Consider the following 24,428-nt stretch of genomic DNA (forward strand, 5'->3'; position numbering starts at 1 on the left):
CCCACCAACAGGAGAGTTTGGGATATGAAACGACTGATGATCTCGGCCGCGGGACTGGCTCTGATGGCGGGGGCAGCCCATGCGGGCGATCTGACGCTGCAGCTGAAATGGGTCACGCAGGCCCAGTTCGCGGGCTATTACGTGGCGCAGGAAAAGGGCTTTTACGAAGAAGAGGGCCTGAACGTCACCATCAAGCCCGGCGGCCCCGATATTGCCCCCACGCAGGTGCTGGCAGGCGGTGGCGCGGATGTCGTCGTGGAATGGATGCCCGCCGCGCTGGCCGCCCGTGAAAAGGGCCTGCCGCTGGTCAATATCGCGCAGCCCTTCAAAGCATCGGGGATGATGCTAACCTGCCTGAAGGAAAGCGGCATCAGCGATCCCAAGACCGATTTCGCGGGCAAGACGCTTGGCGTCTGGTTTGCGGGCAACGAATATCCCTTCCTGTCATGGATGAACACGCTTGGCCTGTCGACCGAAGGGGGCGAGGACGGCGTCACGGTCCTGAAGCAGGGCTTCAACGTCGATCCGCTGCTGCAAAAGCAGGCGGCCTGTATCAGCACCATGACCTACAACGAATATGGCCAGGTGCTGGATGCAGGGCTGACGCCCGAGGATCTGGTCACCTTCAAATACGAAGACCAAGGCGTCGCCACGCTGGAGGACGGCCTCTATGTGCTGGAAGAAACGCTGCAGGACGATGCCAAGGTCGAGGACCTGGCCAAGTTCGTGCGCGCCAGCATGAAGGGCTGGACCTATGCCGCCGAAAACCCCGAGGAAGCCGCCGAGATCGTCTTGGAAAACGACGAGACCGGCGCGCAGACGATCGAACACCAGACCCGCATGATGTCCGAGATCGCCAAGCTGCTGGAAGGTTCGGACGGCACGCTGGACGAGGCCGATTACCAGCGCACGGTCGACATCCTGCTGTCGGGCGGGTCCGACCCGGTGATCGCGCAGGCGCCCGAAGGCGCATGGGTTCCGACCGTCACGGACCGCGCCTTCCAGTAACCACCGGCGCGGGGCCGATCCTTTCCGGCCCCGCCCAGCTGCCGCAGGATAATATGTCCTGTTATTGGCAAAAATCGTCTATTCCTGGCGCGCCCAATCCCGCCTTACATCCTTTGCAACTGGTCCCTGAGGAGATGTGCCGGTCACATGGGAGGATATCATGATCAATCGACGGCAGATCCCTGCCAGCGGTGCGGCTGCGGTCGCCCTGCCGGCCTGTATGCGCTAGGCCTGGGCACAATCCCAGCAGGTCGACCTGCAGCTCCGCCATTTCCTTGCGCCCCGAGCAGCTTACAAATTCAGGATACTGCAGCCTTGGGCCGACCACATCCAGGAACAACCCGGAGACCCAATCCGGATAGAACTGTATCCCGCCATGTCGCTTCACGGTGCGCACCCGCAGCTGTTCCGTTAGGTGGCCGATGGCGTCGTCGACATCGTCTGGACAGTGAAAGGCAATATCCCCGGTCTTTTCCCGCAGGTCGAGATCTTAAAATTGCCGCCGATTTTTCCGATGTCCATTGTTGTTCCTACATGTGCATGCGGGTCAGGCGATCCGGATGGCGCAAAAGCTGGTCTGCGGCTCGCCAATACCAAGAGTCTGAAACTGCGCGTTCCCGGCCCCACCGAAAATGCCGTGGTCGAGGCGATGGGCGCCACTGCGGTCACCATGCCCGTTCCCGACCTGCCGCAGGCGCTTGGGACCCGCGGCGTCAACCGTGCCCTGAGCTCGTAAGACATCATCCCGCCCCTGCGGCTGTTTGGATCGAGCCCATACCAAATCGAAGACCACGACCGGAACTGCTTTGGCACCACCAACTTCCAGATGTCTTTGAACAAGGTCCGGTGGGACGGCATTGGCCCCGAGCTGCAGCAGATCTTGACCGACAACAGCGGCGAGGACTGGCTGCGAGAGGTCGCCGAGATCCGGCGCGCCGCCGATGATGTCGGCATCCAGATGGCGGTGGACAACGGCAACGACCATGTCGTCCTGACCAAAGGTGAAATGGCCGCCTTCAATCAGGTTTTGGCCCCCGTGGTCGAAGACTGGGCCGCCGCGCAGTCGGGTTTTGACGCCGATGCCCTTGTCACCGCCACCCGTCAGGCGATCGCGAACCCGCCAGGGTTGAGCATGGTGGAAGAAGGCAGCGTTCCCCCCCGCGGGTGGATCTTGCGGATCATCCGCGGATGGGCGCTGTTGGGCGGGGTCCTGACCATGGGGCTGGCGCTGATGACGTCGGGCAGCGCGGTGTCGAACCTGCTGATCGGCAGGCTTTTTGCGGCAAAATACCAATTGGTCAAGCATGTCATCGCCATCGCGATCTTCATGTTCCTGCCCTATTGCCAGATCACCGGCGCGAACGTGTATGTCGACATCTTCACCGAACGGATGGGCCGCCGACAGAAGGCCGCGATGGCGGTTCTGTTTTCGGTTTTGGGGCTGGCCTTCGCGGTTCTGATGCTGGTGCTGATGGCGCGCTGCAAAGCTATCTGAAATACTTCAAGGTCACGCCCGTCCTGAACCTGCCCGTGTGGACGGCCTTTCCGCCGATGCTTCTGTCGCTGGCGCTGCTGGCTCTGGCGGCCCTCGCGACACTGATGGCGCAGGTGCGCGCCGTCAGATCGCCCCATGATGACGGGACCAGCGCATGATCGACAACTTCCTGATCGGCTTTGCGGGCATCTGCCTGCAATCGGGACCGGCCAACATCCTGAATCAGCCGCGGGATCTGGACTACGCGCAGTTTTCCAATTACGACGTGTCGGTGCTGCCGATGTTCATCCTCATGGGTTGGCTGGCGGCACGGTACGGGTTGTCCGCCGATATCTTCCGGTGCGCGAACGCGTGGCCGGGCCGATTTCAGGGCGGCGTCGCCGCCTGCGCGGGCTTCGGGGCGGTCTGCGGGTCATCGACCGCCACGGCATCGACCATGGGTCAAGTCGCCATCCCTGAACTGTGCAAAGACCGCTATAGCGGCGCGCTGGCGACCGGCTGCATCGCGGCGGGGGCACGCTTGGCATCCTGATTCCGCCCTCGGTCGTGCTGAGCGTCTATGCCATCATCGTCGAGATCAACATCATCACCATGTTCGCCGCCGCCCTGAGCCCCCGGATCATGGCGACGCTGATGTTCATCGCGGTGATCTTGCTCTATGTGCGGTTGGTGCCGGGTTCGGGCCCCAAGGCGCAGCCCGTCGGCCGGCATGATCTGATCGGGGCGACCGTGGCCATGCTGCCGGTCGTCGTGATCTTCGGCGTGGTCATCGGCGGCATCTACAGCCCGACCGCAGCGGCGGCGATCAGCGTGGTGATGGTGGTGGCCTATGTCGTGGCACACCACAGGCTGGGCCTTCAGGACATGGTCGAGGCCATGCTGGAAACGGCGCACAACAGCGGCATGATCTTGCTGGTCGTCTTCGGGGCGGAACTGCTCAAGATCTGCATGTCGCGCGCAGGCGTCCCGCAGGCAGCGGCCGACCTGCTGGAGAACAGCGGGCTGGCGCTGATGACGATCATGGTGCTGATCATCGTGACCTTCTTGGTGCTGGGCTGCCTGATGGGCAGCCTGTCGATGGTGATCCTGGCAATCCCCTTTTGCTGGCCGGTCGTCGCGGGGCTGGATTACGGCCTGACACCGGACGAAACCAAGCTGTGGTTCGGCATCACCATTCTGGTGGTGGTGGAACTGGGCCTGATCATGCCGCCAGTCGGGCTGAACGTCTTCATCATCAATTCCGTCGCCCGCGATGTACCCATGCGCGTAACCTTTCTCGGCGTGATGCCGTTCTTTGCCTCGGAAATCATGCGCATCACCCTGCTAGTGCCGTTTCCGGCCATCGCGCTGTTCCTGCCCCGTATCCTGCAATGAGGCCACTATGTCTGACCCCTGACCATGACCGCCGGCGGCGCGCTGCTGGCTCAGCTGAAACGCATCGGCGTCGATTATGTCTTCGCCAATTCGGGCACCGACTTTCCGCCCATCATCGAGGGCCTGGCCGAGGCCGCCGCCAACGATATCGACCTGCTCCAGGGCATCGTCATTCCAATGAAGGCGCCGCGATGGCCATTGCGCATGGCTATTACCTCCACGGGGCGATCGCAGGCGGTGATGGCCACACCAATGTAGGGCTGGCCAACTGCGCCATCGGGGCGATCAACGCGGCGGTCGAACATATCCCAATGCTGCTGTTTTCCGGCCGCACCCCCACGACGGAACGCGACCTGTTCCGGGCGTGGACCGTGCCCATCGGTTGGGGCCAGGAAATACGCGACCAGACCGCCCTGGTCCGCGAGGCCGTCAAATGGGACTATGAACTACGCTTTCCCGAACAGGTGGCCGAGGTCGTCGACAGGGCCGGGGCCTTTACCAATTCCGCGCCGCGCGGCCCGGTCTATGTCAGCCTGCCGCGAGAGGTTCTGTGCCAGGCCGCCCCGTCCGATGGGCTGGACCAGCCACCCCTGATGCAACCCACCCGCGCCCATACCAGCGCGGACCAAATCGAACAGGCGGCGCAAATCCTGGCCTCGGCTCGAAGTCCGGTCATCTTTGCCCAACACGGCGCGGGCAGCGCCGAGGCTTTTGCCGCCCTGTCGGAACTGACGCAGGATTGGAGCATTCCGGTCTGCCAATACTGGGCCTTGGGCCTGGCGATCCCGACCGATCGCCCGATGGCGGCCGGTCCCGACCCCGCGCCCCTGCTGGAACAGGCCGACGCCATCCTTGTGCTGGACGCGCTGGCCCCTTGGTCGCCTGACAACCACAGACCGGACGCCGCCTGCCGGATCATCCAGATGGGGCCGGACCCGCTGTCGACGCGTATCCCCGTACGCAATTTCCAATCCGACCTGTTGATCGCCTGCGATACCACCGACGGCATCCTTGCGCTGAAGCGTGCGATAGATGCGCATCGGCCTGCGGATGTTGCGGACCGGGCCAGACGAGTGGTCGATGTCAATGCCCGCGACCGCATGCAGGTGCTGGATCGCGCCGGGACGGGGGGCGAAGGCGCGATGAACAAGGATTGGGTCAGCCTGTGCCTGTCGTGGGCCATCCAAGGGCGGGACGCGTCGGTGCTGCCCGAACTGGGCTGCCCGATGGCGCCGATGACGCTGGACCATCACCGGGCCTGGTATCAGGAAACCCATGCCGGCGGGCTGGGCTGGTCCTTTCCCGCCGCATTGGGCATGTAGCTGGCCGACCGGGACCGGCTGATCGTGGCGACGATGGGGGACCGGTCATGCATGTTCGCCAATCCCGTGGCCTGTCACCAGATCGCCGAGGCCTTGTCGCTGCCCTTGCTGGTGGTGATCGCGAACAACCCCGAATGGGGGCTGTGCGGCAATCGGTGCTGGGCCTCTATCCCGATGGCCCCGCCGTGCGCACCAACGCCATGCCGCTGACGCAGCTGTCGCCCGCGCTCGACTTTACGCTGGTGGCACAGGCCAGCCGGGCCTGGGCACGCAGCATCTCGGACGGCCGCCCAGCAAGATGCATTAGACCATATCCGCACGTCCCGCAGCCTTGCGCTGCCGGATGTGCGGGTGCGGCCCGCCTGACCGGTCAGATGGGATAGTGCAGCGGTCCGTCCTGGATCGTGATCCACCGCGTTTCGGTGAATTCCTGGATCGCCGCCTGGCCCCCGAACCGGCCATAGCCCGAGGCCTTGGTACCACCAAAAGGCATCTGCGCCTCGTCATGCACGGTGGGACCGTTGATGTGGCAGATGCCTGATTCGATGCGCCGCGCCACCGCCATGGCCCGCATGGTGTCACGTCCAAAGACCGCGGCGGAGAGGCCATATTCCGTATCATTCGCGACCTGCACGGCCTCGTCCACGCCCGAAACCCGGACGATGGCGACGACGGGGCCGAAGGATTCCTCGGAATAGATGCGCATCGCCGGGGTGACATGATCCAGCGCGATGGCCGAGATCAGCGTTCCGTCGTGATCGCCACCGGCCACCATCCTGGCCCCCTTCGCCACGGCATCCTTCACCAGGTCCTGAATGCGCCGCGCGGCTGTGGCATCGACGACGCTGCCCAGGGGGGCCTTGCCCTGCGCGGGATCGCCCGCGGTCAGCGTCCTGACCTTGGCGGCCAATGCCTCGACGAATTCATCGGCGACGCTGTCATCCACCACCAGGCGTTCGGTCGCCATGCAGATCTGGCCCTGGTTCATATAGGCCCCGAAGGCCGCTGCCGCGACGGCAGCTTCGATATCGGCGTCGTCCAGAACGATCAACGGCGCCTTGCCCCCCAGTTCCAGCAGGGCGGGCTTCAGATGGCGCCCCGCCAGTTCGGCGATGATCCGCCCCACCCGGGTCGAACCGGTGAAGTTCACCCGGCGTATCGCGGGCTGGGCGATCAGCGCCTCGACGATGGCCGGCGCATCCTCGGGCGCGTTCGAAATGGCATTCAACACCCCCATGGGCAGGCCGGCATGATTCAGGGCATCGATGATCAGGCGATGGGTGCGGGGGCAGATTTCGGACGTCTTCATAACCACCGTATTGCCGCAGGCGATGGGCATGGCGATCGACCGCACGCCCAGGATTACCGGCGCATTCCACGGTGCTATCGACAGCACGACCCCCGCCGCCTGTCGCGTGGCCATGGCCATCGTTCCGGGCCGGTTAGACGGGATGATCTGACCGGTGATCTGCGTGGTCATGGCTCCTGCCTCACGCAGCATATCGGCGGCCAGGTTCACGTTGAAGCCGGCCCAGCCTGCCGTCGCGCCGATCTCGGAGGCCATGGCGTCGACGAATTCCGGCATCTTGTCCATCAGGATATCGGCAGCCTTGTGAAGGATCGTCCGCCGGACCTTGGGTGAACTTTGGGACCATTCCGGAAAGGCTGCGGCGGCGGCATCGACGGCACTGATCGCATCGTCGATGCTGGCTGCGGCAGCGCGCGTCGCCGTCTTGTTGGTCAGGGGGTTCAGGCGCTCGAATGTGGCGCCATCCATGGCGTCCATATCCTTGCCGCCGATCATCAATCCCAGTGTCTCCAAGCTCAAAGCTCCTCCTCCAAATACCGTCGGGTGCCGTTCGCGGAACATCTGTCTGACAATCCGGCGTCATCGACACGCCCCCCCTTCGTGGTCCCTGCCCGCCGATGCCTTCCGCCATTGACCGTCCGTCATCTTACAGATGCGACCGGACCGACCTATCGACTGACGCATCGACCGTTCACAGGGGCTGCATCGTCGTCAAGTCACCACGCATGCGCGTTCCATCTATACAAAGCTAGATTTTATATAGCGAATTGATCTTGATTGTTATTTTTCCGAAGAGACGTCTTGAATCTGCGGGCGGTCCATGGAATGTGAACTGTCACGATCCCATGGACCACCCGACGACGCTAGGGTCTATCCAGATTGAACTGAATAGACATTCTTGTCAATTTTTTGCACTTTTCCTGGGCGTTGATCAGGGCCGAATATGAAAATGGCGACCCTTTCCGGGGCCGCCATGCCATAACCTTGACGACATCAGCGCCTCAATGCGTCCAGGGCGCGCGCCGGTCGGTGGCGAAATTCTCGCCATATCCGCGCGGGCGGATGTTGGCGGCCCGTTTGTGCGGCTGCTGGACGACGAAATCATAGCCGTGTTCGCGGGCATAATCTTCGGCCTGCTTGCAGGTGTCAAAGCGCAGGCGGACCTGGCTTTGCGTGTCGCTGCTGCTGGTCCAGCCCATCAGCGGATCAACCTCGCGCGTGCCCGATGGCGGAAATTCCAGAACCCAGCCTTTGGTCTTGGCCGTGCCCGATTGCATGGCGTTGCGGGCAGGTTGATAGATGCGCACGAGCATGGGAATTTTCCTCGACCAGATGTTGGGGGTTTATCGCCAAATCCAGGCAGCGGTTCAAGCCCCGGAACGTCGATGCGGCCTATTCCTCGGCTTCGGGAAAGGCCGTGGTCAGCTGCGCCTGCCCGGACTGCTTGTCATAGACGCAGACCGAAAGCTCTGGCCCGGCCGAGTTTTCCATCGTGACCAGGGCCACCGCATAGTTTTCCGACCCGAATTCGTTCAAGCGCAGACTGATTTCCGCATTGGGCGCGATTTCCCGGGCGAGACGTTCGCAAGCGGCAGCCAGATCCTGGCGCAACAGATCCCACGCCGCTTCGCTGGAGGCATGGGCGGCCATCGGTGCACCCAGGCAAAGATAGAACAGCAGCGTTGCGGGATAACCATGTTTCAAGACTGTTTTTCCTTTCATGGGAACGCTTCGGGGATCATCATGTTTGGTGACAATGGCCCCATCGGCCGATCAAGTCACATGAGAGAACCGTGATATGCAAAAATTCAACCGCGCCACGGCATTCGCCCTTCCCGGACTGCTTTTGACCCTGTCCGCATGCGCCACCACGAATTACACCGTGAGCAGCCAAAGCTGCGACCTGCGCAGGCATCAGGCGCTGGTCGGCCAGAATGTCGGGGGCATCACCCTGCCGCCCACCCTGCGCCGCCAAGAGGTCCCCTTCGGGTCATCGCCCAGTATGGCGAACGACGCTTCACGCCTGACGATGTTCGTCGACGTGAAGGGCTGGATCGTTCAGGTCGCCTGCGGCTAGCCGCGCTTTGACCGCTTGTTGCCGCCCCGCTGACCGGCGCGGCCGGCGGTCGATCGCCCGGACGATTTGACCGCCGCCTCGGCCGCCTGATCGATCGCGGATTGCCGTGCCATCGGATCGTCCGAAATCGCCAGATCGACGGCCTCCAGCCGCTTGACCTCATCGCGCAGGCGGGCGGCCTCTTCGAATTCCAAGTTCTCGGCGGCCTTGCGCATCTGCGTGCGCATCGCGTCCAAATGAGCGGCCAAATTTGCCCCGATCATCGGCTTGTCGACCTTGGTGGTAACGCGCGACTGGTCCGTATCGCCCTGCCACAGGCCTGCCAGAACATCCTCGACATTCTTGCGCACGGTCGTGGGCGTGATGCCATGTTCCTCATTATAGGCCATCTGGCGTTCGCGGCGCCGGTCGGTTTCGGCCATGGCGCGTTCCATGCTGCCGGTGATGCGGTCGGCATACATGATGACGCGACCATCGGCATTGCGCGCCGCGCGCCCGATGGTCTGGATCAGCGACGTTTCCGACCGCAGGAACCCTTCCTTGTCGGCATCCAGAATGGCCACCAGCCCGCATTCGGGAATATCCAGCCCCTCGCGCAGCAGGTTGATGCCGATCAGCACGTCGAATGCCCCAAGCCGCAGATCGCGCAGGATCTCGATCCGCTCGATCGTGTCGATGTCGCTGTGCATATAGCGGACCTTGATGCCCTGTTCATGCAAATACTCGGTCAGGTCTTCGGCCATGCGCTTGGTCAAGGTTGTGCACAGGGTCCGCATGCCGGCGGCGGTGACGCGGCGCACTTCGTCCAGCAGGTCGTCGACCTGAGTCTCGACGGGGCGGATTTCGATCACCGGGTCCAGAAGCCCAGTGGGGCGGATGATCTGTTCAGTGAAGACGCCGCCGGTCTGGTCCATCTCCCACTGCGCAGGGGTCGCCGACACGAAGACGGACTGGGGCCGCATCGCGTCCCACTCCTCAAACTTCAGGGGCCGGTTATCCATGCAACTGGGCAGGCGGAAGCCATGCTCGGCCAAGGTGAACTTGCGCCGGAAGTCGCCCCGGTACATCCCGCCGATCTGCGGCACGCTGACATGGCTTTCATCGGCAAAGACGATGGCATTGTCGGGGATAAATTCGAACAGCGTGGGGGGCGGTTCGCCCGGCGCGCGCCCGGTCAGATAGCGGCTATAGTTTTCGATGCCATTGCAGACCCCGGTTGCCTCCAGCATCTCGATGTCGAAGGCGGTGCGCTGTTCCAGGCGTTGGGCCTCCAGCAGTTTGCCCTCATCGGTCAGCTGCTTCAGGCGCATGGCCAGTTCCTGCTTGATGCCCTTGACCGCCTGCTGCATCGTCGGGCGCGGCGTCACATAGTGGCTGTTGGCATAGATGCGGATCTGCTTGAAGCTGTCGGATTTCGCACCGGTCAGCGGGTCGAATTCGGTGATCGCCTCCAGCTCATTCCCGAAGAAATCGAACCGCCAGGCGCGGTCCTCCAAGTGGGCGGGCCAGACTTCGACCAGATCGCCACGCACGCGGAAACCCCCGCGCTGGAAACTGGCGTCCAGACGCTTGTACTGCTGCGCCACCAACTGGCCCAGGAATTCGCGCTGGTCATAGCTTTCGCCGACGATCATGTCCTGCGTCATCGCCGAATAGGTTTCGACCGAACCGATGCCATAGATGCAGCTGACCGAGGCCACAATGATCACGTCGTCGCGCTCCAGCAGCGCGCGGGTGGCGCTGTGGCGCATCCGGTCGATGGCCTCGTTGATCTGCGATTCCTTCTCGATGTAGGTATCGCTGCGGGCCACATAGGCTTCGGGCTGGTAATAGTCGTAATAGCTGACGAAATACTCGACCGCGTTGTCGGGGAAGAACCCCTTGAACTCGCCGTAAAGCTGTGCGGCCAGCGTCTTGTTGGGGGCCAGGATGATCGCGGGGCGGTTCGTTTCCTCGATCACCTTGGCCATGGTATAGGTCTTGCCGGTGCCGGTGGCACCCAGCAGCACCTGGTCGCGTTCGCCCGCCTTGACGCCCTGCGACAGTTCTGCGATGGCCGTGGGCTGATCGCCCGCCGGCTTGAACTCGCTGTTCATGACAAAGCGCTTCCCGCCCTCCAGCTTGGGGCGGGTCACCTCGGCAAAGCGCGTCACGGGCGCGCTGGTGTTGTTATGACCCATGAGGTTCCTGATCCGTTCGTGCTTGCCCCCAAGATGTGTGCGGCAGGCCCAAAGATCAACAGCCGCGCGTCACCCTTTGCGGGCTTTCAGGCGGGCGGGCTGCAATGCCTCCCAGCCTTCGCCGCCATCCAGTTCGTCGGCCAGGATTTCGGCGGTCACGGGACCCAAGGTAAACCCCTGATGCCCATGCCCGAAATGCGCCCAGAGGTTCGGCTGATCGGGAATACGCCCCACCAGCGGCAGCATGTCGGGCATGCAGGGGCGCCGCCCCGTCCAAGGCTCCGCCTCGACCGGCGATCCCAGGTCGAACAGCTCGCGCGCGGCTTCCTCGCCGTGGCGCAATTGCGGCGGCGTGCTGCGCGGGTGCAAGGTCAGTTCAGCCGCCGTGGCAATCCGCAGGCCGCGCCGCATCGGCGAAAACACGACAGAATTGCCGAAATCCGCGATGGGGTGATGCGGCGCGGCCTCCATCCGGTAATGGCGGTGATAGCCGCGCTTGTAGACCATCGGCACCTTCAACCCGAAACGGGCCGTCAGCATCGGCGACCAGGGACCAAGCGCCACGACGGCATGTTCGCCCGTGGCTTCGTCGGCAACCCAGGCATTGCCCTTGCGGTGCAGATCGCCCGCATCGCCATTGACAATCCGTCCGCCCTGTCTTTGGAACAGCGCCGCATAAGCCGCGACCAGAGCGCCGGGATCGGAGGAATTCCAGCTGTCTGACCAATGGGTTGCGCCCAAGATGTCAGCCTTGATCGAGGGTTCCATGGCGCGCAGTTCGGCCCCGTCGATCAGACGTGCCTGAACCCCGAACTCGGTCATGAACCGCTCGGCGTTCTTCTGCGCCTTCTGCAGCTTGGCGGCCGTGCGGTGCAGTTCGATATAACCGTCGCGGCGAATGATGTTGTCGGCGCCTGCCGCCGCAATCAGCGGCCCGTGGCGCTCGGTCGATTGCCGGATCAGCTTGCCCCAGGTGACCGAAGCCCGCCGATGCGCCGCCGGAAGCGAATTGACCGCGTATTTCCAGACGGCCCCGACCTGTGCGGCCAGACCCGGCACGTTCCATTTGACGTCATAGCCCCGCCCCATCGCGATCTGGATCAGGGCGGCGGGCTGCAGCGGCATCGCATAGGGTTCGACGGCTTCGGTCTGGATCAAACCGGCATTGCCATAGCTGGTTTCACGACCGGGCGACCCGCGATCGATGATCGTCACCTGATGACCACGCGCCTGCAGGGCCAGCCCGGTCGTCACGCCGACCATGCCTGCACCCAGAACCAGAACCTCTGCCATGACGGCCTCCTGACTTGCTTTGGGTCAGGGATGCCCAGATCAATGGTGTGGGGCAAGATTTATCGGGCAATCTTCGACGACCGCCGGAAACTTTGCAAGATTCAGGCGAAAAGCTCGTGGCAGAAGCTCAATCCTTCGACCAAGGCGTCCACTTCTTCAACAGTGTTGTACATCGCGAAGGATGCACGTGCGCTGGCATTGACACCAAAGAATTCCATCAAGGGCATGGCGCAATGGCTGCCCGCCCGCACCGCGATTCCCCGCTTGTCGAGAATGGTCGAGATGTCATGCGCATGGGCACCCTGCATGACCATCGAAAAGATCGCCCCCTTGCCCGGCGCATCGCCCTGAATTTGCAACCAGTTCAGGTCGCGGAACCGGGCGCGGGCGTGGTCGCGCAAGGTGCGTTCATGGGCGGCGATGTTTTCCATCCCCAGCCCCATCATGTATTCCAGCGCGACCCCAAGGCCGATCTGGTTGACGATGCCGGGGGTCCCTGCCTCGAAGCGCAAGGGCGGGTCGTTATAGGTGATCTGGTCGCGGGCGACGGTCTTGATCATGTCGCCGCCGCCCAGGAAGGGCCGCATCTCGGCTTGGCGGTCGGCCTTGATCCAGATGGCGCCCGAACCCGAGGGCCCGTAAAGCTTGTGCCCCGTGATGCAGTAGAAATCGACGCCAAGCGCCGCGACGTCCACGGGCATGTGGACCGCAGCCTGGCTGCCATCGACCAACACCGGTACATCGGTGCCCGCGGCGATGGCGGCCACGTCGACCACGGTTCCCGTCACGTTCGACATATGGGTGACCGCGATCAGCTTCGTGCGCGGACCGACCGCCTCCAGCACCTTTTCGGGCGACAGGCTGCCATCGGGTTCGGGTTCGACCCATTTCAGAACGACGCCCTGACGTTCGCGCAGAAAATGCCACGGGACGATGTTCGCGTGGTGTTCCAGCACCGACAGCACGATTTCGTCGCCTTCGCGCAGCCGGGGGGCGGCCCAGCCATAGCTGACCAAGTTCAACGCCTCGGTCGAACCCGAGGTGAAGATCACCTCGTCCTGATGGGGGGCGTTCAGAAAGCGCGCGATGATGCCGCGCACGCGTTCGTAATTGTCCGTCGCCAAATTAGACAGATGGTGCAGGCCACGATGGACATTGGCATATTCGCCCTCATAGGCGCGACTGATTGCGTCGATCACGACCTGCGGTTTTTGGGCGCTGGCACCGCTGTCCAGATAGACCAGCGGCCTGCCGTTGACCTGCGTGGACAGGATGGGAAAATCGGCGCGGACGGCGTTCACGTCAAAACTCATTGCGGCATCTCCGGCAGCAGGCCAAACGAGGCGGCGAAAAATGACAGCAGAAAGCCCATGGCCAAAAGTGTCGCGAAAAGACCCAGCATCACCTTGGGGCCGCTGGCAAAGCCGTGCAGCGCCTTGGTGAACTGGACCGTCAGCCAAAGGAACATGGCGATCGCCAGCAAGCCCAGCAGGCCCGACAGCGCAGGCAGCGCCAGCGACAGGATGATCTGCGCAACCTGGATCAGCAGCAGCATCACCTCGATCCAGACGGTCAGCAGCAGCGCATCGGCGAAATTGCCCTGCCCGCCAAACATCCGCCCGACGCCGGTCATCAGTCCGGCGCCGATCACGATCGCCACCATCTGCATTCCGGCCATGACCAGCGGTTGCTGAACCATGGAATACATGGGCGGGGTTTCGGCCTCGGGCACAGGAAACAGCATCGCCGCCAGATAGGCCAGCAGCCCTGATACCGACACCGCCAGCAGCAGCGCCATCCAGCGCACCGCCATCGGCAGGTGCAGCCCCATCAGCATATGTGCCCCGCGTTCGGGGTCGCGAAGGGTCAGACGCACCAGCGCCCTGAAGTCGTCGAAGGTCATATGCGTCTCGCCAATGTCGAAATCCCGGCGGCCCAGATGAACAGGAACGCCAAGCCGGAAACAGTCTGCGTCAGGGTCAGGGCAGGCCCCGGCCCGATGAACCCGGCCACCATGCCGGAGAGCAGCATCGCCGGCGATACCGCCAAGAAGGCCCAGAACAGCGCCAGCCGCGCGTCCAGCGGATCCAGCCGCCAGCGCGTCAGCCGTGCCAGAAGCGACGTCAACGCTGCGACGCCATAGGCCAGCAGCGGCATCATGAAGATCGTGCCCATGACCGCACCGCCGATACGCGCCTCGAGCGGGACCGAGGGGTCCAGCGCCGCAGCCCGCGCATGGCCCGGTGCCTGCGCGATCAGCGAAATCAGCATCGCCACCATCAGCACCACCAATAGCACCCTGTCGGGCATGCCGGACAGGCTCCGCACCACCCGGCGCGGAGCCCACCAGCTCTCGATCACGCGCAGCACCATGCCGCCGCGCGCGGATCTCAGATCTGCGGGCGCGTTGTCAGCCACGCTTCCAACCGATCATTGATGTCGTCGCGCAGGTCGTCATCCTCAACCTCGGACAGGGCGTCGGCCAGGAAGGACAGGACCAGGAAGACGATGGCGCGGTCATGCGGCACACCGCGCGAGCGCAGATAGAACAGCGCTTCCTCGTCGATGGCCCCAGTCGTCGACCCGTGCGAACATTTGACGTCGTCGGCATAGATCTCAAGCTCTGGCTTGGCCAGAAACTGGCTGTTTTCGTCCAGCAGCAATGCTTGGCTGATCTGATAGCCATCGGTCTTCTGCGCGCCCGGCTTGACCAGGATCTTGCCTTGGAACACCCCGGTCGCGCCGTTCTTCAGCACCTTCTTGAAGACCTGACGGCTTTCACCGCGTTGGGCCCCATGGGTGATGAAGACGGTATCGTCATGGTGGAACGAACCATTGTCGCCATCGCCCAGCACGGCAGCCGCGATATGGGCTACCGCGTCATCGCCGACCATGTCGATGGCGCCTTCGTTGCGCATCAGCGTGCCATTGACAGCCAGGGTAAAGCTTTTCAGCTGAGCCTCGGCGCCGACGCGGGCGAAGATATGCGACAGGCCGACCTTGGGGTCGACGGCGCGTTTGGCGGCGATGTGATGCAGCTTGGCGCCGTCGGCCAGATCGACCTCCAGCATGCCATTCGACCGTGCGCCCGCCATGCCGCTTTCCAACAGGGTCATCTCGGCCCCCGCTTCGACGCGGATGACGTGGTGCCAGACGGCGTCCGCGTCGTCCGCGCCGCGACGGTACAGCACGTGCACCGGCTTGGAGGGCTTGCCCGTCACACGGATCAGCAGACCGTCATGGGCGACGGCGGTGTTCAGCGCCGCGAACGGACGCTTGACCGGGGTCTGCCCTGCCAGTTCCAGCTGGCCGTATAGATCCGCGGACCAGTGGTCACCAGCAGCGTCTGCCTTGGCAAGGGTCGTGATCTCGATCCCTTCCAGCGACAGATCGTCGGATGCGGCTTCGTCGAAGGCACCATCGACAAAAACCAACGTCAGCTTGTCACGACCGGTGAACAGCGGCGATTCAGCCCCATTCGCGTCGAAGCGCAGCGCCGCCGGCCGGGGCGCGTTGAATGCCCGCGGGTCGGTATAGCGCCAATATTCGTCCCGCGGCGCAGGCAGGCCCATGGCACGCAGACGCGCCATCGCATCTGCGCGCGCATCGGCGCTGAAGCCCGCGTCGGGCATGGTGATCGCGGCCAGGCGATCTTCCAGTGCGCTGGCAGCCTTCGGATTGCCCGAAACCTGCGGCGTCACCTCATTGATGGGTTTCACGGCGGTATCGGACATCAATCGGCCTCCGCCAGCAAATCGCCGTAACCGTTATGTTCGACTTCCAGCGCCAGTTCCGGGCCGCCGGATTTGATGATGCGGCCGTTCGACATGATGTGGACGACATCGGGTTTGATGTGGTCCAGCAGGCGCTGATAATGGGTGATGACCAGGAAGCTGCGATCCGGCGAACGCAGGGCGTTCACGCCTTCGGACACCAGACGCATGGCGTCGACGTCCAGACCCGAATCCGTTTCATCCATGATGCACATGCGCGGCTGCAGCATGGCCATCTGCAGGATCTCGTTGCGCTTCTTCTCACCACCCGAGAAGCCGACATTGACCGGGCGCTTCAGCATTTCAGGGCTGATCTGCAGCTCGGCCGCCTTGGCGCGGACTTCCTTCAGGAACTCGCCCGCGGTTAGCTCAACCTCGCCGCGCGCCTTGCGCTGCGCGTTCACGGCGGTGCGCAGGAAGGTCATGTTGCCGACGCCGGGGATTTCCACCGGGTACTGGAAGGCCAGGAACAGACCGGCAGCGGCGCGAACCTCGGGGTCCATGTCCAGCAGGTCTTCACCGTCCAGCGTGGCTTCGCCGTCGGTGACTTCGTAGCCGTCGCGGCCCGACAGCACATAAGACAGCGTGGATTTCCCCGACCCGTTCGGGCCCATGATGGCGTGAACCTCACCTGCGGGCACTTCCAAAGACAGACCTTTCAGGATCTGCTTGTCCTCTTCTTCAAGTTTGACGTGCAGGTTGTTGATTTTCAGCATAATTCCCTCAAACGGCAAAGACGCCCCTTGGGCGCCGTGATATCAGGTGGCCGGGTCCCGAAGACCCGGCCGAATGTTCAGCCCACCGAGCCTTCCAGCGAGATGGCGACCAAGGCCTGGGCTTCCATGGCAAACTCCATCGGCAGCGCCTGAAGCACCTCGCGGCAGAACCCGTTGACGACCAGGGCCACGGCCTCTTCCTCGTCCATCCCGCGCGAACGGCAATAGAACAGCTGGTCGTCATCGACCTTGCTGGTGGTCGCCTCGTGCTCGACCCGGCTTGAGGTGTTCTTGACCTCGATATAGGGCACGGTATGGGCGCCGCACTTGTCGCCGATCAGCAGGCTGTCGCACTGGGTATAGTTGCGGCTGTTGACGGCGCGCGGATGCATGCTCACCAGACCGCGATAGGTGTTCTGCGCCTGCCCCGCCGAGATGCCCTTGGACACGATGCGCGACTTGGTGTTCTTGCCAAGATGGATCATCTTGGTGCCCGTGTCGGCCTGCTGCCAGTTGTTGGCGATGGCGATCGAGTAGAACTCGCCCTGGCTGTCATCGCCGCGCAGGATGCAGGACGGGTATTTCCAAGTGATCGCGGAACCGGTTTCGACCTGGGTCCACATGATCTTGGCGCGCGCCCCGCGGCAATCGGCGCGCTTGGTCACGAAGTTATAGATGCCGCCCTTGCCGTCTTCGTCGCCCGGGAACCAGTTCTGGACGGTCGAGTATTTCACCTCGGCATCTTCCAGCACCACGATCTCGACCACGGCCGCATGCAGCTGCGCGATGTCGCGCTTGGGGGCGGTGCAGCCCTCAAGATAGCTGACCGAACTGCCCTTTTCGGCCACGATCAGCGTGCGCTCGAACTGGCCGGTGTTTTCGGCATTGATGCGGAAATAGGTCGACAGCTCCATCGGGCATTTGACGCCCTCGGGGATATAAACGAAGGACCCGTCCGAGAAGACTGCGCTGTTCAACGTGGCGAAATAGTTGTCCGAGGCCGGAACGACCGTGCCAAGGTACTTCTTCACCAGTTCGGGATGTTCGCGGATCGCCTCGCTGATCGAACAGAAGATGACGCCTGCCTTGGCCAGTTCATCCTTGAAGGTCGTGCCGACGCTGACGCTGTCAAAGACGGCGTCCACAGCGACCTTGCGGCCTTCGGCAGGCGCGTTTTCAGCACCCTCGACACCGGCCAGGATCATCTGTTCCTTCAGCGGAATGCCCAGCTTTTCATACGTCGCCAGCAGCTTGGGATCGACCTCGTCCAGCGATTTCGGCTTTTCCTGCATGCTTTTGGGGCGCGCATAGTAATACTGATCCTGATAGTCGATCTCGGGATAGTTCAGCATCGCCCATTTCGGCTCGGTCATGGTGACCCAACGGCGGTATGCTTCCAGCCGCCAGTCGGTCATCCATTCCGGTTCGCCGTTCTTCTCCGAGATCAGACGGACGATATCCTCGTTCACGCCTTTCGGCGCGTATTCCATCTCGATCTCGGTGTTCCAGCCGTATTTATAGCTGCCCATGTTCTGCACGGTCTCGACCGTTTCGCGGTCGACGCCTTCGCGCACGTCAAGATCGGTGGTACCCGTCATCCCTTATCCTTCCTTGGTGGCGGGCCCCTGCCCAGCCATTCCCGTCACGCCATGTCTGTCGCGCCAGCGTGAATACGACTTTTCCCAGGCATCCGCAAATCGGTTGATCTGATCATCGCCCAAAGCTGGGCTTATCGATATCCGGATCGCCGATTGCGCATGCTGATCATCAAAACCCATCGCCTGCAGCGTGCCACTAGCGCGAACCTTGCCAGACGAACAGGCCGAACCTGCCGAAATCGCAAAGCCCGCCAGATCCATCTGCATGACCTGGGTCTCGCCCTTCCACCCCGATGTAAGAAGGCAGGTGGTGTTCGGCAAGCGCCGCGCGCCTTTTCCCGCGATGACAGCCTCGGGCGCGATGTCGCAGAGGCGCGCCTCCAGCAGGTCGCGCCGTGCGGCCACCTGATCCCACAATCCGCTTTCCAAATCGCGCTGCGCGGCCTCAGCGGCGGCGGCGAAGGCCAGGATGCCGATCAGGTTCTCGGTCCCCGCGCGGCGTCCCTGTTCCTGGCCGCCCCCGCGCAGCAGGGCAGGAACATCAGTGCCCTTGCGCAGGATCAGCGCACCGATACCCTTGGGGCCGCCCAACTTGTGCGCGCTGACGAAGCCCGCCGTCACTCCCAGCCAGTTGAAGGCAAAGGGCACTTTGCCGAAGGCCTGCGTCAGATCGCTGGAGGCCAACCCCTGCGGCAGGTCCTGCATCACGCCGGTTTCGCTGTTGGCCAGTTGCAGGCTGCTCGTCGCCGGATCATCCACGGTGACGATGCCGTCCGCATCCACCGGCAGCGTGGCGTCGCACCAGACCTTGATGGCGCTGTGTTCCACCTCGGCGCAGCGGATGCTCCGGCCCCCCAGCACCATCGCCGCCGCCTCGGTCGTCCCCGAGGTAAAGACCACATCCGCCCCTTCGGCGCCAAGCGCGACCGACACCCGTTCACGCGCGCGTTCCATCGCCATCTTGGCGGCGCGTCCCTCGGTATGGACCGAGGACGGGTTGCCGGAAATCTCCAGCGCCTCGACGATCGCGGCCTTGACCTCGGGGCGCAGAGGGGTGGTCGCGTTCCAGTCCAGATAGGTTCTCATGTCGTCTTTCCGTTCAGATGGGCTGCGATGCGGTCGGCCAGGCGGGCGGCCACCGCGTCCTTGCCCATGCGGGGCCATTCTTCGGCACCGTGTTCACCGATCAGAGTAACGGCGTTTTCGGTCCCACCCATGATCCCCGTCGCCGGGCTGACATCATTCGCCACGATCCAGTCACAGCCCTTGCGCAGCCGCTTGGCGGTCGCGTTGGCAATCACGTCGTCGGTTTCGGCGGCAAAACCCACCACCAGGGCGGGCCGTTCCTCCGCGCGGCTGATCCATGCCAGGATGTCGGGGTTTTCGGCCATGTCCAGCGCCGGTGGCCGGCCGCTGCCGTCCTTCTTGATCTTGCTGTCGGATGCGCCGACCACATGCCAATCGGCCACGGCGGCAGCCATCACGGCGGCATCGGCAGGCAGGGCAGCCCCCACCGCATCGCGCATCTGGCGGGCGGTTTCCACCGCGATGACATCGACCCCCGCCGGGGGCGGAACCGCCGCAGGCCCCGTCACGAAGCTGACCCGCGCGCCCAGATCCCGCAGCGCTGCCGCGATGGCCGCTCCCTGCACCCCGCTGGAGCGGTTGGCGATATAGCGCACCGGGTCGATGGGTTCATGCGTCGGCCCCGATGTCACGATGACATGCCGCCCCGACAGTGGCTGCGCCTCAGGCGTCAGCGCATCGCGGATCGCCGCGATGATCGCATCGGGTTCGGCCATCCGTCCCGGGCCGTATTCGCCGCAGGCCATGTCACCGCTGTCGGGTCCCACGGTCAGGATGCCGTCGCCCCGCAGGGTCGCCAGATTGCGCCGCGTCGCCGGGTGGTCCCACATCCGCACGTTCATTGCCGGCGCGATCAGCACTCGCTTGTCCGTCGCCAGCAGCAGGGTCGAGGCCAGGTCGTTGGCCAGCCCCTGCGCGATCCTGGCCATCATGTCGGCCGTGGCGGGGGCGACCACGACCAGATCGGCGTTGCGCGACAGCTGGATATGGCCGATCTCGGCCTCGGAATTGCGGTCCCAAAGGGTGTCGTGCACGGGTTCTCCGGCCAGGACAGACAGGGTCATGGGCGTGGTGAACTGCGCGCCCGCCGCCGTCAGCACAGGGGTCACCGACGCGCCTTGGGCGCGGATCGACCGGATCAGCTGCGGGATCTTGTAGGCCGAGATCCCCCCGCCGACGATCAACAGAATTCGTTTGCCCAGCATTGCATCGCCCCGCTTCCTTGCGCCCTGCACAGATAACCGCCATCCCCCCCTGCCGCAAGGAAGCGGCTGATTGTTAACTCCTCCTTAACCCTGCCACGTTAACCATTCCGCGACATCGTGGGAGGATGCATGGTCGCCACCGCCTATTCCGTTGCCTTCGACGGCATCGAGGCCCGCCTGGTCGAGGTGCAATGCGCCGTCGCGGCCGGCCTGCCGGGCTTCTCCATCGTCGGCCTGCCCGACAAGGCCGTCAGCGAGGCGCGCGAAAGGGTCAAGGCGGCCTTTGGCGCGCTGTCGATCGCCATGCCCAGCAGGCGCATCACGGTGAACCTGTCGCCCGCCAACCTGCCCAAGGAAGGGTCGCATTTCGACCTGCCCATCGCGCTTGCGGTTCTGGCCGCCCTGCAGATCGTCCCCTCCGAGGAAGTCGCGCGCTGCGTCGCCTTGGGAGAGCTGTCATTGGACGGGCGGCTGGTGACGGTGACGGGCGCCCTGCCTGCCGCGATGGCCGCCTCGGAAGACGACCGCGCTCTGATCTGCCCCCGCGATTGCGGCCCCGAGGCAGCCTGGGTCGGCGCGGTGCCGGTGCTGGCGGCGGAGACCTTGAAACAGGTCGTCGACCACCTGACCGACCGCAGCCCCATCACCCCCGCCCGTCCCGGCCTGGTCGGCGATGCGCCCCCCGTCGGCTGCCTGTCCGAGGTCAAGGGCCAGGAACGCGCCAAGCGGGCGCTGGAAATCGCCGCCGCCGGGCGTCACCACATGCTGATGGTCGGTCCGCCCGGCGCGGGCAAATCCATGCTGGCCGCCCGCATCCCCGGCCTGATGCCGCCCCTGTCGGCGCGCGAGGCGCTCGAAACTTCGATGATCCATTCGCTGGCGGGCACGCTGCCCGATGGCGGCATCACCCGGCACGCACCCTTTCAGGAACCCCACCACACGGCATCGGTCCCGGCCATCGTCGGCGGCGGACGCGGCGCCAAGCCCGGCCAGATCAGCCTTGCCCATAACGGCGTGCTGTTCCTGGACGAATTCCCCGAATTTCCACGCCAACTGCTGGACACCCTGCGCCAGCCCATCGAAAGCGGCGAGGTGATGGTCGCCCGCGCCAACGCCCATGTCCGCTATCCCTGCCGCTTCCTGCTGGTCGCGGCGGCGAACCCCTGCCGCTGCGGCTATCTGGCCGATCCGGCGCGGGCCTGTTCGCGGGCGCCTGTCTGCGGCGGGGACTACATGTCGAAGATATCCGGCCCGCTGATGGACCGCTTCGATCTGCGGCTCGAGGTGCCGGGCGTCACCTTTCAGGATCTGGACCGCGAGGCGGGGGGCGAGACATCCGCCACGGTTGCGGCCCGCGTGGCGCAGGCGCGGCAGCTGCAGGCCGAACGCTATGCGGACCATCCGCAGGTGACGGTGAATGCCGATGCTTCGGGGACGCTGCTGGAACAGGTCGCCGCGCCCGACGATGCCGGGCGGGCGCTGATTTCCAAGGCGGCGGACAGGCTGGGGCTGACGGCGCGGGGCTATCACCGCATTTTGCGCAGCGCCCGCACCATCGCCGATCTGGAAGGATCGGACCCGGTGCAGGTCCATCACTTGGCCGAGGCGATCAGCTATCGCCTGCCCTTCGTCGCGGGCGGTTAGGCCTTTTCGGCCACGCGACGCTCGATCGCTTCCCACATGGCCTCGGCGGCGTTGATGCCGTCGAAACGCTCCAGTTCCTGGATGCCGGTGGGGGATGTCACGTTGATCTCGGTCAGCCAGCCGTCGATCACGTCGATGCCGGTGAAGATCAGACCCTTTTCGCGCAGAACCGGGCCGATGCGCTTGCAGATCTCGTATTCGCGTTCGGTCAAGCCGATCTGTTCGGCGCGACCGCCGACATGCATGTTGGACCGTGCCTCACCCTCCAGCGGGACGCGGTTGATCGCGCCGACGGGTTCGCCATCGACCAGGATGATACGCTTGTCGCCCTCGGTGACCTTGGCCAGGTATTTCTGGGCGATCATCGGTTCGCGGTTCATGCCGGCAAAGGTTTCCAGCAGCGAAGACAGGTTCGGATCACCCGGCTTCAGATGGAACACCCCCGCGCCGCCATTGCCGTAAAGCGGCTTGACGATAATCTCTCCGTGGCGCTGGCGAAAGGCGCGGAAGGCGGCCGGATCGCGGGCGATCATGGTGGGCGGCGTCAGGTCGGGAAAATCCAGCACCATCAGCTTTTCGGGGCAGTTCCTGACCCAGAACGGGTCGTTCACGACCAGCGTGCCCGGATGCACCCGGTCCAGCAGATGGGTCGAGGTGACATAGCCCATGTCGAAGGGCGGGTCCTGACGCAGCCAGACGACGTCGAACTCGGTCAGCTCGACCTCGGCCCAATCGCCGAAGGTGACGTGGTCGCCCTGCTTGCGACGCAGGGTGACGGGGCGCCCGCGCGCGATGACGCGACCTTCGTCATAGCGCAACTGGTCGACGGTATACTGGAACAGCCTGTGGCCGCGGGCCTCGGCCTCCAGCCCGATGCGGAACGTGCTGTCGGCGTCGATCGAGACATTTTCGATCGGGTCCATCTGCAAGGCGACGTAAAGGCTCATGCTGCCCCTCCTGAACTTTGAGGTTGTTGTGACCTGCGCCTGTCGCGGATGCAAGCCCGAGGGGGTTCAGGTGGCGTCGAAGGCGTTCGCGATCAAGTCGATGCGGCCCATTTCGTCCACCAGTGCCGCATCGAACCGCATGGGTGCGTCCTGCCCCAGCCCCGCCTGCCCGCAATAATCCTGCGCCGCCTGCATGATCCGCCCCATCTGGGCGGGCAGGATGCGCAGGGCGGCGGCGGCGTGGGTCGCGGCGGCCTTGACCTCGACAAAAACCAGATCGTCGCCGTCCCGCAGGATCAGGTCGATTTCGGCCCCCGCGCCGCGCCAGCGGGTTTCCAGCACCGTGGCGCCGCGCGATTGGTAGAGGCGTGCGACGGCTTCCTCGGCCATCTGTCCCGACATGGCCGCAACCTGACCACGACGGCTGCGCATCAGCGCTGCCCGGCCAGCGCTAAGGCGCGCTGATAGACGTCGCGCTTGGGCAGGCCCAGTTCCTGCGCGGCCTCGCGCGCGGCATCCTTGACGGACATGCTGGCCATGTGGCGCTGGATGACGTCGTCCAGCTGCGCCTCGTCCACGACCGTTTCGCCGGGGCGGTCCAACACCATCACGACCTCACCCTTCAGGGTCGCCATGCGCGGGTCGGCGGCAAGGTCCCGGGCGGTGCCGCGGATGACCTCCTCGAATTTCTTGGTCAGCTCGCGGGCGATGACGGTCATGCGGTTCGGGTCGATGGCGGCCAGGTCGGTCAGGGTGCGGTTCACCCGGCGCGGGCTTTCGAACAGGATCAGCGTCGAATCGACCGCCGTCCAGGTCTTCAAAAAGGTCTGCCGCGCCGTGGCCGTCGAGGGCGGAAAACCCAGGAACAGGAAGCGATCGCTTGGCAGCCCCGACAGCGACAGCGCCACCAGCGAGGATGACGGCCCCGGCAGGGCATGGACCCGCGCGCCTGCCTCGGCCGCGTCAACGGCAAGGCGATAGCCGGGGTCGGCCACCAGCGGCGTTCCCGCATCGGAACAATAGGCCACACTGGCCCCATCGGCCAGGGCCGCCATCAGCGCCGGGCGGGCCCGGTCGCCATTGTGGTCGTGATAGGCCAGGATACGCCGCCCGCGCAGCGGAATGCCGTGGATGTCCAGCAGGTGGCGCAGGACGCGCGTATCTTCGGCGGCCAGCATGTCGGCGCTGTTCAGCACGTCCAGCGCCCGCAGGGTGATGTCGCGCGCGGCCCCGATGGGGGTGGCCACCAGGTAAAGACCGCCGTCCAGGCGCGCGGCCTCGACATGAGCGGTCAGGCGGCGCGGAGATTCGGCATCCAATCGGTCGTTGCGGTCGGTCATCGAACCCTCCTGTCGTCGCGGTTGCGGGGTGGCGCTGATTGCCAATCACGGGCTCAGGTCC

General features: G+C 64.3%; 23 protein-coding genes and 1 pseudogene. 8 read left to right on the plus strand and 16 right to left on the minus strand.

Annotated elements, in window-relative coordinates; genetic code table 11:
- The first annotated feature begins 24 nt into the window (after positions 1 to 24).
- The 6 genes and pseudogenes from DKT70_RS07515 to DKT70_RS07530 all read left to right on the plus strand — a co-directional run bounded on the left by DKT70_RS07515 (position 25) and on the right by DKT70_RS07530 (position 5,199).
- Positions 25 to 1,008: an ABC transporter substrate-binding protein gene (locus DKT70_RS07515; protein ID WP_072296085.1), complete on the plus strand. Its 984-nt coding sequence runs from the start codon at positions 25 to 27 to the stop codon at positions 1,006 to 1,008.
- A 415-nt stretch (positions 1,009 to 1,423) separates the two neighbouring features.
- Positions 1,424 to 1,744 carry a type 2 periplasmic-binding domain-containing protein gene (locus DKT70_RS18160; protein WP_199559550.1) on the plus strand — a complete coding sequence of 107 codons (321 nt, stop codon included), beginning with the start codon at positions 1,424 to 1,426 and terminating at the stop codon, positions 1,742 to 1,744.
- Positions 1,745 to 1,834: 90 nt separating this feature from the next.
- Entirely contained in the window at positions 1,835 to 2,503 is a 669-nt protein-coding gene (locus DKT70_RS18165; RefSeq protein ID WP_199559551.1) for a TRAP transporter small permease subunit, read from the plus strand.
- Positions 2,504 to 2,795: 292 nt separating this feature from the next.
- Positions 2,796 to 3,877 (plus strand): annotated as a pseudogene (locus DKT70_RS07525) (TRAP transporter large permease).
- 24 nt (positions 3,878 to 3,901) lie between these two features.
- Positions 3,902 to 4,135, plus strand: a complete 234-nt coding sequence (locus DKT70_RS18325; RefSeq protein ID WP_233490471.1) for a hypothetical protein — start codon at positions 3,902 to 3,904, stop codon at positions 4,133 to 4,135.
- Positions 4,069 to 5,199 carry a thiamine pyrophosphate-binding protein gene (locus DKT70_RS07530; protein WP_233490472.1) on the plus strand — a complete coding sequence of 377 codons (1,131 nt, stop codon included), beginning with the start codon at positions 4,069 to 4,071 and terminating at the stop codon, positions 5,197 to 5,199. The genes DKT70_RS18325 and DKT70_RS07530 overlap by 67 nt, the downstream gene beginning before the upstream one ends.
- 370 nt (positions 5,200 to 5,569) lie before the next feature.
- Here the strand turns inward: DKT70_RS07530 and DKT70_RS07535 are convergent, their stop codons facing one another.
- The 3 genes from DKT70_RS07535 to DKT70_RS07545 all read right to left on the minus strand — a co-directional run bounded on the left by DKT70_RS07535 (position 5,570) and on the right by DKT70_RS07545 (position 8,212).
- Entirely contained in the window at positions 5,570 to 7,021 is a 1,452-nt protein-coding gene (locus tag DKT70_RS07535) for an aldehyde dehydrogenase (protein WP_111558568.1), read from the minus strand.
- A gap of 488 nt (positions 7,022 to 7,509) precedes the next feature.
- The gene (locus tag DKT70_RS07540; protein WP_072296080.1) at positions 7,510 to 7,821 is read right to left on the minus strand and encodes an ETC complex I subunit; all 312 of its coding nucleotides are present in this window, start codon (positions 7,819 to 7,821) and stop codon (positions 7,510 to 7,512) included.
- Between the two features lie 79 nt (positions 7,822 to 7,900).
- Entirely contained in the window at positions 7,901 to 8,212 is a 312-nt protein-coding gene (locus DKT70_RS07545; protein ID WP_111558569.1) for a hypothetical protein, read from the minus strand.
- Between the two features lie 94 nt (positions 8,213 to 8,306).
- On the opposite strand from DKT70_RS07545, the gene DKT70_RS07550 reads away from it, so the two are divergent.
- Positions 8,307 to 8,585 carry a hypothetical protein gene (locus DKT70_RS07550; protein WP_111558570.1) on the plus strand — a complete coding sequence of 93 codons (279 nt, stop codon included), beginning with the start codon at positions 8,307 to 8,309 and terminating at the stop codon, positions 8,583 to 8,585.
- On the opposite strand, the gene uvrB is transcribed toward DKT70_RS07550, so the two are convergent.
- The 10 genes from uvrB to coaBC all read right to left on the minus strand — a co-directional run bounded on the left by uvrB (position 8,582) and on the right by coaBC (position 20,436).
- The gene (uvrB, locus tag DKT70_RS07555; RefSeq protein WP_111558571.1) at positions 8,582 to 10,765 is read right to left on the minus strand and encodes an excinuclease ABC subunit UvrB; all 2,184 of its coding nucleotides are present in this window, start codon (positions 10,763 to 10,765) and stop codon (positions 8,582 to 8,584) included. The genes DKT70_RS07550 and uvrB overlap by 4 nt on opposite strands.
- 69 nt (positions 10,766 to 10,834) lie before the next feature.
- The gene (locus tag DKT70_RS07560; RefSeq protein ID WP_111558572.1) at positions 10,835 to 12,058 is read right to left on the minus strand and encodes an NAD(P)/FAD-dependent oxidoreductase; all 1,224 of its coding nucleotides are present in this window, start codon (positions 12,056 to 12,058) and stop codon (positions 10,835 to 10,837) included.
- A gap of 101 nt (positions 12,059 to 12,159) precedes the next feature.
- Entirely contained in the window at positions 12,160 to 13,371 is a 1,212-nt protein-coding gene (locus DKT70_RS07565) for a cysteine desulfurase (protein WP_111558573.1), read from the minus strand.
- Positions 13,368 to 13,961, minus strand: a complete 594-nt coding sequence (locus DKT70_RS07570; RefSeq protein ID WP_111558574.1) for a YIP1 family protein — start codon at positions 13,959 to 13,961, stop codon at positions 13,368 to 13,370. Before DKT70_RS07570 ends, DKT70_RS07565 begins: the two co-directional genes overlap by 4 nt.
- The gene (locus DKT70_RS07575; protein WP_233490473.1) at positions 13,958 to 14,476 is read right to left on the minus strand and encodes a hypothetical protein; all 519 of its coding nucleotides are present in this window, start codon (positions 14,474 to 14,476) and stop codon (positions 13,958 to 13,960) included. Before DKT70_RS07575 ends, DKT70_RS07570 begins: the two co-directional genes overlap by 4 nt.
- Entirely contained in the window at positions 14,449 to 15,792 is a 1,344-nt protein-coding gene (locus tag DKT70_RS07580; RefSeq protein WP_111558575.1) for a SufB/SufD family protein, read from the minus strand. The genes DKT70_RS07575 and DKT70_RS07580 overlap by 28 nt, the downstream gene beginning before the upstream one ends.
- Positions 15,792 to 16,547, minus strand: a complete 756-nt coding sequence (gene sufC, locus DKT70_RS07585; RefSeq protein WP_111558576.1) for a Fe-S cluster assembly ATPase SufC — start codon at positions 16,545 to 16,547, stop codon at positions 15,792 to 15,794. Before sufC ends, DKT70_RS07580 begins: the two co-directional genes overlap by 1 nt.
- A gap of 77 nt (positions 16,548 to 16,624) precedes the next feature.
- Complete coding sequence (gene sufB / locus DKT70_RS07590; protein WP_111558577.1) at positions 16,625 to 18,145, minus strand: Fe-S cluster assembly protein SufB; 1,521 nt, start codon at positions 18,143 to 18,145, stop codon at positions 16,625 to 16,627.
- 3 nt (positions 18,146 to 18,148) lie between these two features.
- Positions 18,149 to 19,231, minus strand: a complete 1,083-nt coding sequence (locus DKT70_RS07595; RefSeq protein ID WP_111558578.1) for a cysteine desulfurase family protein — start codon at positions 19,229 to 19,231, stop codon at positions 18,149 to 18,151.
- Positions 19,228 to 20,436 carry a bifunctional phosphopantothenoylcysteine decarboxylase/phosphopantothenate--cysteine ligase CoaBC gene (gene coaBC / locus DKT70_RS07600; RefSeq protein ID WP_111558579.1) on the minus strand — a complete coding sequence of 403 codons (1,209 nt, stop codon included), beginning with the start codon at positions 20,434 to 20,436 and terminating at the stop codon, positions 19,228 to 19,230. The genes DKT70_RS07595 and coaBC overlap by 4 nt, the downstream gene beginning before the upstream one ends.
- Positions 20,437 to 20,565: 129 nt before the next feature.
- On the opposite strand from coaBC, the gene DKT70_RS07605 reads away from it, so the two are divergent.
- Complete coding sequence (locus tag DKT70_RS07605) at positions 20,566 to 22,080, plus strand: YifB family Mg chelatase-like AAA ATPase (protein ID WP_111558580.1); 1,515 nt, start codon at positions 20,566 to 20,568, stop codon at positions 22,078 to 22,080.
- Here DKT70_RS07605 and gshB read toward each other — a convergent pair.
- The 3 genes from gshB to rsmI form a co-directional block, all read right to left on the minus strand.
- On the minus strand, positions 22,077 to 23,027 hold the full coding sequence (gene gshB, locus DKT70_RS07610; RefSeq protein ID WP_111558581.1) for a glutathione synthase: 951 nt from the start codon (positions 23,025 to 23,027) through the stop codon (positions 22,077 to 22,079). The genes DKT70_RS07605 and gshB overlap by 4 nt on opposite strands.
- Positions 23,028 to 23,093: 66 nt before the next feature.
- Positions 23,094 to 23,459: a YraN family protein gene (locus DKT70_RS07615; protein WP_111558582.1), complete on the minus strand. Its 366-nt coding sequence runs from the start codon at positions 23,457 to 23,459 to the stop codon at positions 23,094 to 23,096.
- Complete coding sequence (gene rsmI / locus DKT70_RS07620) at positions 23,459 to 24,367, minus strand: 16S rRNA (cytidine(1402)-2'-O)-methyltransferase (RefSeq protein ID WP_111558583.1); 909 nt, start codon at positions 24,365 to 24,367, stop codon at positions 23,459 to 23,461. Before rsmI ends, DKT70_RS07615 begins: the two co-directional genes overlap by 1 nt.
- Positions 24,368 to 24,428 lie beyond the last annotated feature (61 nt).

The sequence above is a fragment of the Paracoccus sediminilitoris genome (assembly GCF_003259195.1).
Classification (GTDB): domain Bacteria; phylum Pseudomonadota; class Alphaproteobacteria; order Rhodobacterales; family Rhodobacteraceae; genus Paracoccus; species Paracoccus sediminilitoris.